The following is a 15,931-nucleotide window of genomic DNA, read 5'->3' on the forward strand; positions in this document are numbered from 1 at the left end:
CTGGGGCAGCATGGATCTCGTACGTGCGTGAGCGCGCATGTCCGGATCGGGGGATCCACATGGCCAACAGGGGAATCTGGACCAGCCGAACAGGCCGCATCGTGGCGTCGGCAGCGGCGCTGCTGCTGATAGGTGTCCTCGGCGCGGCGTCCACGGCCGCCGTGCCGAGAGTCGTGGCTGCGGACGTCCCGCCGGCGACGGGCAACAACGCGGTCATCAACGTCAAGGTCGGCGCCGACCGCGTGGGGACGAACGGTGTGTCGAACCTGGCCGGCGTGACCCTGCGGCTCTACAACGGGACCACGGCCCCCACGACCCCCGTCACCGACGCGTGGGCGACCTGCGTATCGGACGCGGACGGCGACTGCAGCTTCGTCGTCCCGAACACCCAGACGAGCGCCATCAACACGTGTACCGGCATCACCTCCGGAGCCAACTGCGATCGCCGTTTCTGGGTGGTGCAGGTCGGCGCGCCGGAGGGATTCTCGGTCAACTCCTCGTTCCGGACGGGCAACGGCGACGGGACGGGCTCGCAGACCACGGCGTACGAGTTCCGGACCGGGTCGACGCTCCGTGCCGGGAACACCTACAGCTCGACGTCGGACTTCATGATCGCGACGGGCAACTCGAACCGTAGCGCCTCCGGCGGAGTGTGGCAGCAGTCCCGGATCAATCCGGCCCCGGCCCAGAGCTGTGGCCTCGACGTGGCGGTCGTCCAGGACCTGTCGGGCTCGGTGACGTCGGCGCAACTCGAGGACCTCAAGGCGGCGACGGACACCTTCGCCGACTCTCTCGTCGGCACGCCGTCGCGGCTGGCTCTGTTCTCGTTCTCCAACGTGTCGCCGGCCTCCGGGGCGACGCAGAACTACCCCGGACTCACCTCGGTCGCCACGCAGCAGGGCGCGGACGCGTTCAAGGCGCGCTACCAGTCCTGGACCTCCGGCGGCGGAACGAACTGGGACCGAGGGCTCGCAGCTGCGGCAGAGGCCGCCCCCAACTATGACCTCGTGGTCGTGATCACCGACGGTAACCCGACCTTCTACTCGCAGCCCCAGCAAGGGCCGGGCAACTTCAGCCGGATCCGCGAGATGGAGAACGGCGTCTTCTCCGCCAACGCACTGAAGGCCCAGGACACGCGCGTCCTGGCGGTCGGCGTCGGCGCCGGCGTGAGCAACCCCGCCACCGCACAGAACCTTCGAGCGATCTCCGGTCCGACGGCGTACGACGGCAGCAACGCCGATACGGCCGACTATTTCCAGGTCGCGAACTACGACGCCGTCGGAGCCGCGCTTCGCCAGCTCGCCCTCGGCGACTGCGAGGACACGCTGTCGGTGATCAAACAGATCGTCGGTCCGGACGGCGACATCACGAACGCGACGCCGGGCGGAGCAGGATGGACGTTCGACGCCGCGACCACCACGCCGGGCGTGACCCTGCCGACCACCAGCGCCACGACCGATGCCACCAGCGGCGTCAACTTCCCGATCACCTTCGGCGGTGGCGTGACCACGGGTGCGATCACGGTGAACGAGACCGAGCAGGAGGGCGAGTCGCTGTTCCCCGTCGACGGGTTCAACGGCGTCTGTCGCAACCTCGCCACCGATGAGGCCATCCCGGTCACGAACTCGGGCGCGACCGGTTTCACCGTCGATGTGCCGAGCTCTGCCCCCGTGAGCTGCATCGTCTACAACCAGGCCGTCGCGCCCGCCTCGATCACCGTCGACAAGGAATGGGTCATCAACGGTGCTGCCCCCGTCCCGGACGGCAACCAGCCCGGCGGACTCACCGCTCAACTGACCCTGACCGGCCCCGACGGCGCGCCTGCCTCCGACCAGGACTGGGGTGTCACACGCCCCGGCTACAGCCAGGGTGACACCGTCACCGTGGACGAGGACGTCGTCATCGCAGAGTCGACCATCGACCCCGACCTGTGCACGATCAGCGAGCCCGCGATCGTCGAGGTCAACGGTGCCGAGGTCGCGCCGATCCCGATCCCGGACGGGTCCGACCGGACACTGACGGCTGGTGCCAACACCTTGACCATCCGCAACACCGTCGACTGCGAGTCCCGGCTGACACTCGCCAAGAACGTGGTCGGGACCGAGCCCCCGACGTCGTGGAACCTCTCGGCACTGCCTGCGCCGGACGAACCGGCCGGCCAACTGCCCGGCCCGAGCGGCACGGCGGGGAGCGAGGCCGTCACTGATCAGGTCGTCACGGCACTGGTTCCGTACCAGCTGGCCGAGGCAGGGGGACCCCCGACGTACGTCCAGAACGACGTCCGGTCCACCGACACCTATCCGTTGTCGACGGGCTCCTGGGCGTGCATCCGCATCGATGCCGACGGCGAGCAGGTCGCGGGCTTCGGCGACGGCCTCAACGGCGCCGTCACCGTGCCGTTCGGTGAGCGGGTGCAGTGCACCGCCACGAACCAGACCGGCCGCCTCCGGCTCATCAAGGAGGTCGTGAACGACGGCAGCGGGACCGCCGAGCCCGGCGACTTCACGCTGAGCGCGACTCCCGGCGACGACCCGCCGGTCGAAGGTCTCGAGACCTATTCGGGGCCCGGGAGCACCGACGGCACGACGTACGAGGTGCGACCCGGCCACCCGTACGAGTTGAGTGAGACCGGGGTCCCCGGATACACGTTGGTCGCGGTGAACTGCGAATCCGATGGCGAGTCCAGCGACCTGCGGACCGTGACGGTCGGTGCCGGGGAGACGGTGGTGTGCACCTTCGTGAACGACGACGATCCGGCCCAACTGACGTTGCGCAAGCAGGTGGAGACCGGAACGACCGGTGCCACCGACGCGCCCGCGGACTGGACCCTGACCGCGACACCGGACGAGATCACCGGCCAGGACCCGGTCAGCGGCAACGGTGAGAACGGCGTGACCGACGAGGCCGTGATCTCGGGAACCTACGACCTGAGCGAGGACGGACCGGCCGGCTACGACGCAGGAGACTGGACCTGCGAAGGGGACGGGGGGACGCTGGAGGGGACGTCGCTGACGTTGGCCAATGGCGCCGACGTCACGTGCACGATCACGAACACGGCACAGCAGCCCACCTTGACGTTGGTGAAGGACGTGGTGAACAACGCTGGCGGGACTGCGGAGCCGACCGACTGGACGCTGTCCGCTGACGGTCCGACGCCACTCAGCGGTACGACCGGCACCGACGCGGTGACCGGCCGTGCCGTCGAGGTCGGGTCGTACGCTCTGTCCGAGTCGGGCGGGCCCGCGGGTTACGGGGCTTCGGACTGGGTCTGTATCAGTCCAGATGGTCCTGTCCCGGTCGTGGACGGTTCGGTGTCGGTGGGTCTGGGCCAGGACCTGACGTGCACGATCACCAATGACGATGCACCGGCGGAGTTGACGTTGGTCAAGGAAGTCGTGAACGACAACGGCGGCACGGCCGAGGCGACGGAGTGGACGCTGACTGCTGACGGTCCCACGTCGATCAGCGGCGCCACAGGTTCCGAGGCCGTGACCGGCGCGACCGTGGAGGCCGGAACGTACGACCTGTCGGAGGCCGGGCCCGGCGGTTACACCGCCTCGGACTGGACCTGCACGGGCGCCACCCTCGAGGGCACGACCGTCACGGTCGCCAACGGCGCGGACGCGACCTGCACGATCACCAACGACGACCAGCCCGCCACCCTCACCCTGGTCAAGGAGGTCGTCAACGACAACGGCGGCACGGCCGTGCCGACCGACTGGACCCTGACCGCCGAGGGGCCGACGCTCATCAGCGGCACGACCGGTTCCGAGGCGGTGACCGGCGCGACGGTCGACGCCGGAGCGTACGACCTCACCGAGGCCGGCCTTCAGGGCGGGTACGTCCCCGGCGACTGGAGCTGTACCGGCGCGACGCTCGAAGGCATCACCGTGGCGGTCCCGAACGGGGCTGACGTGACCTGCACGATCACCAACGACGACCGGCCCGCCACCCTCACCCTGGTCAAGGAGGTCGTGAACGACAACGGCGGCACGGCCGAGCCGACCGAGTGGACGCTGTCTGCTGATGGCCCGACGCCGATCAGTGGTGCGACCGGTTCCGAGACGGTGACCGGCGCGGCGGTCGACGCTGGAGCGTACGACCTGTCGGAGGCCGACGGACCGGCCGGCTACACCGCCTTGGACTGGACCTGCACGGGCGCGACCCTCGAGGGCACGACCGTCACGGTCGCGAACGGTGCCGACGTGAGCTGCACGATCACCAACGATGACCAGCCCGCCACGCTCACGCTGGTCAAGGAGGTCGTCAACGACAACGGCGGCACGGTCGAGGCGGACGCCTGGACGCTGACCGCCGAGGGGCCGACGCTCATCACCGGCACGACCGGTTCCGAGGCGGTGACCGGCGCGTCGGTGGACGCCGGAGCGTACGACCTCACCGAGGCCGGCGGTCCGGCCGGCTACCTCCCCAGTGGCTGGAGCTGTAGGGGCGGAGACCTCGAGGGCATCACCGTCACGGTCCCGAACGGTGCTGACGTGACCTGCACGATCACCAATGACGACCAGCCCGGCAAGCTCACGCTGGTCAAGGAGGTCGTCAACGACAACGGCGGCACGGCCGAGGCGACCGACTGGACGCTGTCTGCTGATGGTCCGACGCCGATCACTGGCAGGACCGGCGAGGACGCCGTGACCGCCGTGGAGGTCGACGCTGGAGAGTCCGACTTGTCGGAGGCCGACGGTCCGGACGGCTACGACGCCTCGGACTGGGCCTGCCCGGGCGCGACGGTCGCGGGGACGACCGTCACGGTCGCCAACGGTGCTGACGTGACCTGCACGATCACCAACGACGACCGACCCACCACCCTCACCCTGGTCAAGGAGGTCATCAACGACAACGGCGGCACGGCCGAGGCAACGGAGTGGACGCTGTCCGCCGTCGGTCCCACGCCGATTGAGGGCGCCACGGGTTCCGAGGCCGTGACCGGCGCAACAGTGAGCCCCGGAGACTACGACCTGTCCGAGGTGAACGGGCCGTCCGGCTACACCGCCTCGGACTGGACCTGCCGCACTCCACTCACTGAGGTGCCGCTGGCGGACGGTTCGGTGTCGGTGTCGGTGAGCCTTGGTCAGGACGTGACCTGCACGATCACCAACGACGACCAGGCCGCCACGCTCACACTGCTCAAGGAAGTCGTGAACGACAACGGCGGCACGGCCGAGGCGACCGAGTGGACGCTGTCTGCCGAGGGTCCGACGACGATCACGGGTGCGACCGGGACCGAGGCCGTGACCCGCGCGTCGGTGGACGCCGGAGCGTACGACCTCTCGGAGGCCGACGGTCCGGCCGGCTACGACGCTGGCGCCTGGACCTGTGAATGGGCCGGGGAAACGTCGCAGGGGTCCTCGCTGATCTTGGCCAACGGAGAGACGGCCACATGCACGATCACCAACAACGACCAGCCCGCCTCGCTCACGCTGATCAAGGAGGTCGTGAACGACGACGGCGGTACCGCATCGCCCGGCGACTGGACGCTGTCTGCTGATGGGCCGACGCCGATCAGCGGTGCGACCGGCACCGAGGCCGTGACCGACGCAACGGTGGACGCCGGAGCGTACGACCTCACGGAGGCCGACGGACCGACCGGTTACGACGCCGGTGACTGGGTCTGCACGGGGGTTCGTTCGCCCGAGGGCCCGCTGCTCACCGTGCCCAACGGCGCGAACATCACCTGCACGATCACCAATGACGACCGCGCGACGCCCACTCCGCCCACTCCCACTCCCCCCACTCCGCCCGGTCCCATCAGTCCTGACGGGGACACCAACCCGGCCGGCCCGTGGTACGGGAACCTCCCCTCGGCCGGTGGTCCTGCCGGTTGGATCACCGCGGTGGCACTCCTGCTCCTCGCTGCCGGCGCGTACCTGATCGCACGGCGTCGCAGCGAGGACGAGGGACCTGGGAACTGACGACGGCGCGTCCATCGGGCTTGTCCCACCCGGGGACAATGGAGACATGTCCCCCCGTCGTCTGTTCCGCACGGTCGCCATCGCCGAGGCCATCACCTGGGCCCTGCTGCTGACCGGCATGTTCCTCAAGTACGTCACCGACACCACCGAGCTGGGGGTGCGCATCGGCGGCATGATCCACGGTGTCGTCTTTGTCGCCTACGTCGTGACCACGGTCGTCGTGGCGATCGACGCGCGATGGAGCCTCAAGCGCACCGCGCTGGGTCTGCTGGCCGCGATCCCGCCGTTCTTCACCATCTGGTTCGACGTCGTCAGCGAGCGCCACGGTGTCCTGCCCGAGCGCTGGCGGCTCACCACCGACCAGCCCACCGGCGCGCTCGATCGGATCGTCGCCTGGCTCGTCCGCAAGCCCGTCCAGGGCGTGGCCGTCGGCCTCGTGGCCGTCGCCGTCCTGACCGGTGCCGCCCTGCTCGTCGGACCGCCCACCAGCTGATCCTCAACGACGAAGGACCCTGCATCCGAGCCCCAGAGGGCGGGATGCAGGGTCCTTGTCGTTGGACGCCTAGTTTTCGAGTTGGTTGATGCGGTCTTGGGCGTCGGTGAGTCCGTTGGCGTCGGTGCCGGCGACGCGGTGGAACCAGGTGATGGCTTCGTCGGTGCGTCCGGCTGCGGCGAGGGTGTCGGCGTAGGCGTAGCGGAGGCGGGTGATCCAGTCGTGGCGGCTTTTGGTGTTGAGGGGTTCGGATTCGAGGAGTTGGAGGGCGGCGTCGGTTTGGCCGAGGTCGCGGCGGGCGCCGGCGATGACGATGGTGAGTTCGGTGTTGCCGGCTTCGTCGAGGGCGGCGCGGATGGTGGGGGTGTCGTATTCGAGGGCTTTTTCGGGGCGGCCGAGGGCGCGTTCGGCGTCGGCCATCATGGGGGCGTAGATGCCGCGGCCGGTCATGCGTTTGGCGGCGCGGAACTCGGCGAGGGCTTCGGCCCAGTTGCCCAGGGCGTAGGCGGTTTCGCCGGTGGCTTCGCGGACCAGGCCGACGCGCATGGCGCGGGCGCGGGCGGCGAGGGCGTGTTTGTGGGCGAGTTCGGGGTCTTCGTGGAGCAGGATGCCGGCCATGACGAGGTGTCGGGCGACTTTGTCGGCGAGCTTGTCGGGCAGGCCCTGGAGCTCTTGGCGGGCGAACTTGTCGAGGTCCTTGGCCGACACGTCGTCGGGGATCGGGGGGCCGTCGTAGGTCTTCTGCGCGTCGGAGCGGTCGGGGCCGGAGGCGCGCCGATCGCGGTTCGGGCCGCTGGTGGTGGGGCGGTTGCCGCTCGCCGAGCGCGGGCCACCGCTGGAGCGGGGGGCGCCGGGTCGGTCGGAGTTGCGGCGGGCGCCGGAGCCGGGGGTGCGGGGGCCGCCGGTGGGCTTGGAGCCGCTGGAGGGGCGCGAGCTGCCGCCGCTGGAGGGGCGCGAGCCGGAGCCGGTGGGCTTGGAGCCGCTGGAGGGGCGCGAGCCGGCGCTGCGGGATCCGCCGCTGTTGTTGGGGCGGCTGCTGCCGCCGCGGGATCCGCCGCTGTTGTTGTTGTTTCGGCCTCGGCCGGCGGGATTGCGTGATTCAGCCATGTTCTCGGGTCCTTCCGCGAGGTGTGCCCTCACGATAGGGGCACAAATGCAGCAAGGCCGCTCCCAAAGGGAGCGGCCTCGCGCTAATGATTGTCCGGCGACGTCCTACTCTCCCACACCGTCTCCAGTGCAGTACCATCGGCGCTGAAGGGCTTGACTTCCGGGTTCGGAATGTTACCGGGTATTTCCCCTTCGCCATGGTCGCCGAAACTCTATAGAGATATCAACAAGCCTTGGTGACTCTTTCGAGTCTGGCTCCCGATCATATCTCGGGAACCTCACAGTGGACGCGGTCAAACTTTGTAAGAAACAAGCCCTCGGCCTATTAGTACCGGTCAGCTCCATGCATTGCTGCACTTCTACTTCCGGCCTATCAACCCAGTGGTCTGCTGGGGGCCTTACCTGGTTAACCAGTGGGAAACCTCATCTTGAAACATGCTTCCCGCTTAGATGCTTTCAGCGGTTATCACTTCCGAACGTAGCCAACCAGCCGTGCTCTTGGCAGAACAACTGGCACACCAGAGGTTCGTCCACCCCGGTCCTCTCGTACTAGGGGCAGCCTTTCTCAAGTTTCCTACGCGCGCGGCGGATAGGGACCGAACTGTCTCACGACGTTCTAAACCCAGCTCGCGTGCCGCTTTAATGGGCGAACAGCCCAACCCTTGGGACCTGCTACGGCCCCAGGATGCGACGAGCCGACATCGAGGTGCCAAACCATCCCGTCGATATGGACTCTTGGGGAAGATCAGCCTGTTATCCCCGGGGTACCTTTTATCCGTTGAGCGACGCCGCTTCCACATGCCAGCGCCGGATCACTAGTTCCGACTTTCGTCCCTGCTCGAGCTGTCACTCTCACAGTCAAGCTCCCTTGTGCACTTACACTCGAAACCTGATTGCCAACCAGGCTGAGGGAACCTTTGAGCGCCTCCGTTACATTTTAGGAGGCAACCGCCCCAGTTAAACTACCCATCAGGCACTGTCCCTGATCCGGATAACGGACCTAGGTTAGATATCTAGTACGACCAGAGTGGTATTTCAACGTTGACTCCACCTGAACTGGCGTCCAAGCTTCACAGTCTCCCACCTATCCTACACAAGTCGAACCAAACACCAATACCAAACTATAGTAAAGGTCCCGGGGTCTTTCCGTCCTGCCGCGCGTAACGAGCATCTTTACTCGTAGTGCAATTTCGCCGAGTTCATGGTTGAGACAGCGCCCAAGTCGTTACTCCATTCGTGCAGGTCGGAACTTACCCGACAAGGAATTTCGCTACCTTAGGATGGTTATAGTTACCACCGCCGTTTACTGGGGCTTAAGTTCTGTGCTTCGCTTGCGCTAACACGTCCCCTTAACCTTCCAGCACCGGGCAGGAGTCAGTCCATATACGGCGTCTTTCGACTTAGCATGGACCTGTGTTTTTAGTAAACAGTCGCTTGGGCCTGGTCTCTGCGGCCTTCAACGCTTCTCAGAGCAAGTCTGATAACGCATCCGGCCCCCCTTCTCCCGAAGTTACGGGGGCATTTTGCCGAGTTCCTTAACCATGATTCTCTCGATCACCTTAGTATTCTCTACTTGACCACCTGAGTCGGTTTGGGGTACGGGCGGCTCTGAATCTCGCTAGATGCTTTTCTCGGCAGCATAGGATCACTCACACTCCGCTAAGCGGGTGGCATCGGCTCTCAGACATATGAGTGACGGATTTGCCTATCACTCGTCCTACGACCTTACCCGTGGACTACCATCGCCACGGATGAGCTACCTTCCTGCGTCACACCATTGCTTGCCTACTACCAGATCGGGTCATGCGCTCTGCCGCACCATTGTCTCCGAAGAGACGGTAGGTGCGGTTTCGGGCACTTAGCATCACTGGATTCAGCATGGGCGATTCAATGCCGGTACGGGAATATCAACCCGTTGTCCATCGACTACGCCTGTCGGCCTCGCCTTAGGTCCCGACTTACCCAGGGAAGATTAGCTTGACCCTGGAACCCTTGGTCATTCGGTGGAAGAGTTTCTCACTCTTCATTCGCTACTCATGCCTGCATTCTCACTCGTGTCGCATCCACGGCTGGGTTACCCCGCCGCTTCGCTCGCGACACGACGCTCCCCTACCGATCCACACGGCTGGACCACGAAGGCCTACCTCATGTGTGAATCCCATAGCTTCGGTGGATTGCTTGAGCCCCGCTAAATTGTCGGCGCGGAATTACTTGACCAGTGAGCTATTACGCACTCTTTCAAGGATGGCTGCTTCTAAGCCAACCTCCTGGTTGTCTCTGCGACTCCACATCCTTTTCCACTTAGCAATCGCTTTGGGACCTTAGCTGATGGTCTGGGCTGTTTCCCTCTCGACAATGGAGCTTATCCCCCACTGTCTCACTGCCACGCTCTCACTTACCGGCATTCGGAGTTTGGTTGAGTTCAGTAAGCTTGTAGGCCCCCTAGCCCATCCAGTGCTCTACCTCCGGTAAGAAACGCGTGACGCTGCACCTAAATGCATTTCGGGGAGAACCAGCTATCACGGAGTTTGATTGGCCTTTCACCCCTATCCACAGCTCATCCCCCCAGTTTTTAACCTAGGTGGGTTCGGTCCTCCACGCGGTCTTACCCGCGCTTCAACCTGGCCATGGATAGATCACTCCGCTTCGGGTCTAGATCGTGCAACTCAAGCGCCCTATTCGGACTCGCTTTCGCTACGGCTACGGCACTCGCCTTAACCTTGCTACACAACGCTAACTCGCAGGCTCATTCTTCAAAAGGCACGCTGTCACAATTCCCTAAGGAACAGCTCCAACGGATTGTATGCACACGGTTTCAGGTACTATTTCACTCCCCTCCCGGGGTACTTTTCACCTTTCCCTCACGGTACTAGTCCGCTATCGGTCATCGAGGAGTATTTAGGCTTAGCGGGTGGTCCCGCCAGATTCACACCGAATTTCAGGGGTTCGGTGTTACTCGGGATGACGCACAAGAGCCATGAGCTTACGGTTACGGGGATCTCACCCTCTATGTCACGACTTTCCAGTCGGTTTCACCTTCACTCATGGTTTATGACTCTTTGACTGCTCGGCAGAACAATCTGTGCGGTCCCACAACCCCCTGGATGCAACGCCTGCCGGCTATCACACACCCAAGGTTTAGCCTAGGTCCGGTTTCGCTCGCCACTACTACCGGAATCACTATTGTTTTCTCTTCCTGTGGGTACTGAGATGTTTCACTTCCCCACGTTCCCTCCAAACGCCCTATGTGTTCAGGCGCAGGTACTCAGACTTTCCTCTGAGTGGGTTTCCCCATTCGGACACCCCCGGATCACAGCTCGGTTGTCAACTCCCCGGGGCTTTTCGCAGACTCCAACGTCCTTCATCGGCTCTCGATGCCAAGGCATCCACCATGTGCACTTAGTAGCTTGTTATTACTACAAAGATGCTCGCGTCCACTGTGAAGTTCTCAAAATACGATCGGTCCCGTACAAATTTCCACGCCTACATCATTCCGAAGAATCATGCGGTTCGCGGGGGTGTACGGTCCGAGGAATCCAGCATTAGATGCTGATCCCTCAGGACCCAACAGTGTGCCTGAGTTGTCGCTGCGTCCCACCGAATTTCCACGCCCCAGAAGGGCAGTACTGACGATGTTCCGCCGGCGACAAGCCAAATAGTCGACGTCCACTAGTGAGCTGGACCGCGTCAGACATTCGCTGACGAACGAGTCCGCCTGGACTCTACAAAGAGAGCCAGATGCTCCTTAGAAAGGAGGTGATCCAGCCGCACCTTCCGGTACGGCTACCTTGTTACGACTTCGTCCCAATCGCCAGCCCCACCTTCGACAGCTCCCTCCGTAAACGGTTGGGCCACTGGCTTCGGGTGTTGCCGACTTTCATGACGTGACGGGCGGTGTGTACAAGGCCCGGGAACGTATTCACCGCAGCGTTGCTGATCTGCGATTACTAGCGACTCCGACTTCATGGGGTCGAGTTGCAGACCCCAATCCGAACTGAGACCGGCTTTTTGGGATTCGCTCCACCTCGCGGTTTCGCAGCCCATTGTACCGGCCATTGTAGCATGCTTGAAGCCCTGGACATAAGGGGCATGAAGACTTGACGTCATCCCCACCTTCCTCCGAGTTGACCCCGGCAGTCTCCTATGAGTCCCCACCATTACGTGCTGGCAACATAGGACGAGGGTTGCGCTCGTTGCGGGACTTAACCCAACATCTCACGACACGAGCTGACGACAGCCATGCACCACCTGTATACCGACCACAAGGGGGGCCGTATCTCTACGGCTTTCCGGCATATGTCAAACCCAGGTAAGGTTCTTCGCGTTGCATCGAATTAATCAGCATGCTCCGCCGCTTGTGCGGGCCCCCGTCAATTCCTTTGAGTTTTAGCCTTGCGGCCGTACTCCCCAGGCGGGGCGCTTAATGCGTTAGCTGCGGCACGGAGACCGTGGAAGGTCCCCACACCTAGCGCCCAACGTTTACGGCATGGACTACCAGGGTATCTAATCCTGTTCGCTCCCCATGCTTTCGCTCCTCAGCGTCAGGTAATGCCCAGAGAACCGCCTTCGCCACCGGTGTTCCTCCTGATATCTGCGCATTCCACCGCTACACCAGGAATTCCGTTCTCCCCTGCATACCTCTAGTTTGCCCGTATCGTAAGCACGCTCAGGGTTGAGCCCTGAGTTTTCACTTCCGACGTGACAAACCGCCTACGAGCCCTTTACGCCCAATAATTCCGGACAACGCTCGGACCCTACGTATTACCGCGGCTGCTGGCACGTAGTTGGCCGGTCCTTCTTCTGCAGGTACCGTCACTTTCGCTTCGTCCCTGCTGAAAGAGGTTTACAACCCGAAGGCCGTCATCCCTCACGCGGCGTTGCTGGATCAGGCTTTCGCCCATTGTCCAATATTCCCCACTGCTGCCTCCCGTAGGAGTCTGGGCCGTGTCTCAGTCCCAGTGTGGCCGGTCACCCTCTCAGGCCGGCTACCCGTCGTCGCCTTGGTGAGCCATTACCTCACCAACAAGCTGATAGGCCGCGAGTCCATCCCATTCCGCCGGAGCTTTCCACCACCAGAAGATGCCTTCGGTGGTCGTATTCGGCATTAGCCAGCGTTTCCACTGGTTATTCCGATGAATGGGGCAGGTTACTCACGTGTTACTCACCCGTTCGCCGCTCGTGTACTCCCGAAGGAGCCTTACCGCTCGACTTGCATGTGTTAAGCACGCCGCCAGCGTTCGTCCTGAGCCAGGATCAAACTCTCCGTTGAAAATCTCCCACACCCGAAGGCATGGTCAACATCTAGAAAATTTGATTCCTGACAAGTTATGACTGCTGACAGTCATTAGTTGTCGGAATTGTCCCTGCGGCTCCGCGCGACAACCAGATCACTTAAGACCAGATCATCCTTCGCAGCCGCCGGGGTACTGATAATAATTCGTCGACTTTTGGCACACTGTTGAGTTCTCAAGGATCAGACGCACACCACCAGCTCAACCGTCTCCGGCAAGCCCGCAGGGCAACTCGTCTAATTTACATCGCCGTTGTCACCAGGTCAAACCCGGGTCGGTCACGATGTGCGCTACGTTTTCCGCGGCCAGTCTCCGGCCCTCTCACGAGTGCCTGGCGTTAACCGCTTCGGTCTGCGCTTCGCTGCGCCGTTCGGTGCAACAAGAAGAACATTACACAGACGTTTCCAGCCATGGCAAATCGGGTCCCCGGTGTCCTGCGTCACACCTGAAATACCAGCCCATTTCGGCCCCACTGAGACCCCTGAGACGCCTGTGACAACCGCAGGGACGACAAACGGCGGCCGGCCCCCGGTCTGAAAAAAGACCGACTGCCGACCGCCGTTGACGGGTGGTGGGATCAGGTGAGCGCGCGGGTGATCGGTTCGATCGCGAAGTAGGCCACGAAGAGCGCCGCGATCAGCCACAGCAGCAGGTGCACCTGACGCGCCTTGCCCATCGCGAGCTTGAGGACGACGTACGACAGGAAGCCGGCGCCGATGCCTGCGGTGATCGAGTACGTGAACGGCATGACGGCGATCGTCAGGAACGCGGGGATCGCGATCTCGACATCGGTCCAATCGATCCCCGTCACCTGGGTCATCATCAGGAAGCCCACCAGGACGAGAGCCGCCACAGCCGCCTCGTTCGGGATGATCTGCACGATCGGCGTGAAGATGGTCGCCAGCAGGAAGCACAGGCCGGTGACGACGCTCGCCAGGCCCGTCCGGGCACCGTCGGCCACACCAGCGGTCGACTCGACGTACGACGTGTTGCTCGAGATCCCCGCAGCGCCGCCCACGGCGGCAGCGACGGAGTCGACGATCAGGATCTTCTGCGTTCCCTCGGGAGCGCCGTCCTTGTCGTTCAGACCGGCCTCGGCGCCGACGGCGGTCATCGTGCCCATCGTGTCGAAGAAGTCCGCCAGCATCAGGGTGAAGACCAGGAGGATCGCGGCGATGGCGCCCACCCGCTCGAACGAGCCGAACAGGTTGAAGTCACCCAGCAGGGACAGGTCCGGCTTCGAGACCAGCTTGTCGGGCCACGCCGGGACGTTGAGGTTCCAGCCCTTGGAGGTCGGGTCGCCGTTGGCGCCGGGGATGTCGGTGATCATCTGGACGATGATCGCGACGACGGTCGTGACGGCGATGCCGATCAGGATGGCTCCGGGCACGCGCCGGGCGTGCAGGCTGATCATCAGCAGCAGGCCGAAGCAGAACACCAGGACCGGCCAGCCGGTCAGCTCGCCGCCGATGCCCATGCCGACCGGCGGGGACGCGTTGCCCGTGGTGCGCACGAAGCCGGCGTCGATCAGAGCGATCAGCGTCAGGAACAGACCGATGCCGACGGCGATGGCCGTCTTCAGCTGCGCAGGCACCGCGTCGAACACGGCCTTGCGGAAGCCGGTCAGCACCAGTACGAGGATCACGACGCCCTCGAGGATGACCAGACCCATCGCGTCGGCCCACGTCATCTGCGTGGCGACCGAGTAGGCGACGAAGGCGTTGAGGCCCAGGCCGGTGGCCAGAGCGAGGGGGAAGTTCGCGACGACTCCCATCAGGATCGTCAACAGTCCGGCGACGAGCGCCGTACACGCTGCGATCGTGGCGAATCCCGAGCCTGGCTCGGTGCCTCCTCCGAGGAATTTGCCGTCCGCGTCCGCGACACCGCTGAGGATGATCGGGTTGAGGACGATGATGTAGGCCATCGTGAGGAAGGTCACGACTCCGCCGCGAACCTCCTGGCCGAACGATGAACCGCGCTGGGAGATCTTGAAGTAGCGATCGAGAGTAGTCAACACGTCTCAGTATTGTGCCAACCCTTGGAATTCCGCGGCACATCGGGGTTCTCAGGGATTTCTACGGCGGCCTTCGGCGAACGGACAGGTACGCTCGCCAGACTGTTCGGCATACGCCATCTAGAGGAAACGAGAACCCCACCCATGCGGAACCTGAAGGCACTCCCCGTCGTCCTGTTGCTCGCCGCGGCCCCACTGGCCGCCTGCGGCTCGAACGACGACGACAAGGACGACGCGAAGAAGGCGGACTGCGCCGACTACCAGTCCGGATCGTCCAGTGACGCGGTGAAGGTCAGCGGCGAGTTCGGCCAGCGTGGCCCGAAGGCGACCTTCAAGGCTCCGCTCACGGTCAAGGCGGACGATCTGCAGCGCACCGTCGTCGACGAGGGCAAGGGCGACGACACCGCCAAGGGCGAGCAGGTCGAGGCCGTCATCACCGTCTTCAACGGCCGCACGGGCAAGCAGGCCCTGAGCGAGCCGGCCACGCTGACCGTCGGCGACGACAAGACGTTCGAGGCGTTCCGGGCCAGCATCGAGTGCGTGCCCACGGGCTCGCGGGTCGTGACCACGGTCGTGGCCTCCGATGTCTATGGCGACCAGGGCTATCCCGAGCTCGACATCAAGGCCGATGACGCCCTTGTCGTCGTGACCGACGTCGTCGACGTGCGCGAGGAGATCAAGGCCAAGGAGTGGAAGAAGGACGTCCCGAAGGTCTCGCTGACGGGCGAGGAGCCGAAGGTCACCCTGCCCAAGACCGATCCCCCGAAGGATGTCCTGGTCAAGGTGCTGAAGGAGGGTGACGGCAAGACGGTGAAGGCCGGCGACTCCCTGACCGTCAACTACCAGGGGCGCACCTGGGAGGACGGCGGCAAGATCTTCCAGCAGACCTTCGGCAAGGACGGCCAGCCGGCGCAGATGAGCACCACCGAGGTCGTGCAGGGCTTCGCGGCCGGCGTGATCGGGCAGAAGGTCGGCTCGACGGTGATCGTCACGATGCCGCCCGAGTACGGCTTCGGCACCGAGCCCTCCGAGCAGAACCCGCTCGCCGGCAAGTCGGTGCTGTTCGTCGTCGAGATCGTCTCGATCAACTCCTGAC

The 15,931-nt window shown here is 64.1% G+C and carries 4 protein-coding genes, 3 rRNA genes and 1 pseudogene; 3 read left to right on the forward strand and 5 right to left on the reverse strand.

Going from position 1 to position 15,931, the window contains the following annotated elements:
- The first annotated feature begins 59 nt into the window (after positions 1-59).
- Positions 60-5,930, forward strand: coding sequence for a prealbumin-like fold domain-containing protein (locus NP095_RS13925; RefSeq protein ID WP_232419095.1), 5,871 nt, complete (start codon positions 60-62; stop codon positions 5,928-5,930).
- A gap of 46 nt (positions 5,931-5,976) precedes the next feature.
- A complete protein-coding gene (locus NP095_RS13930) occupies positions 5,977-6,423 on the forward strand; it encodes a DUF3817 domain-containing protein (RefSeq protein WP_232419094.1) in 447 nt (148 codons plus the stop codon).
- A 69-nt stretch (positions 6,424-6,492) separates the two neighbouring features.
- Here NP095_RS13930 and NP095_RS13935 read toward each other — a convergent pair whose 3' ends face one another.
- From NP095_RS13935 to NP095_RS13955, 5 genes and pseudogenes are all read right to left on the reverse strand, one after another.
- Positions 6,493-7,530, reverse strand: coding sequence for a tetratricopeptide repeat protein (locus tag NP095_RS13935; RefSeq protein WP_232419606.1), 1,038 nt, complete (start codon positions 7,528-7,530; stop codon positions 6,493-6,495).
- Positions 7,531-7,622: 92 nt separating this feature from the next.
- Positions 7,623-7,739, reverse strand: a 5S ribosomal RNA gene (gene rrf, locus NP095_RS13940).
- A gap of 96 nt (positions 7,740-7,835) precedes the next feature.
- A 23S ribosomal RNA gene (locus NP095_RS13945) occupies positions 7,836-10,943 on the reverse strand.
- 336 nt (positions 10,944-11,279) lie between these two features.
- Positions 11,280-12,799, reverse strand: a 16S ribosomal RNA gene (locus NP095_RS13950).
- Together the 16S, 23S and 5S rRNA genes form the textbook arrangement of a ribosomal RNA operon.
- Before the next feature lie 599 nt (positions 12,800-13,398).
- Positions 13,399-14,948 (reverse strand): annotated as a pseudogene (locus NP095_RS13955) (NCS2 family permease).
- Between the two features lie 31 nt (positions 14,949-14,979).
- Here NP095_RS13955 and NP095_RS13960 point away from each other — a divergent pair.
- On the forward strand, positions 14,980-15,930 hold the full coding sequence (locus NP095_RS13960; protein ID WP_232419595.1) for an FKBP-type peptidyl-prolyl cis-trans isomerase: 951 nt from the start codon (positions 14,980-14,982) through the stop codon (positions 15,928-15,930).
- Position 15,931 lies beyond the last annotated feature (1 nt).

The organism is Aeromicrobium duanguangcaii, from assembly GCF_024508295.1.
Lineage (GTDB): Bacteria > Actinomycetota > Actinomycetes > Propionibacteriales > Nocardioidaceae > Aeromicrobium > Aeromicrobium duanguangcaii.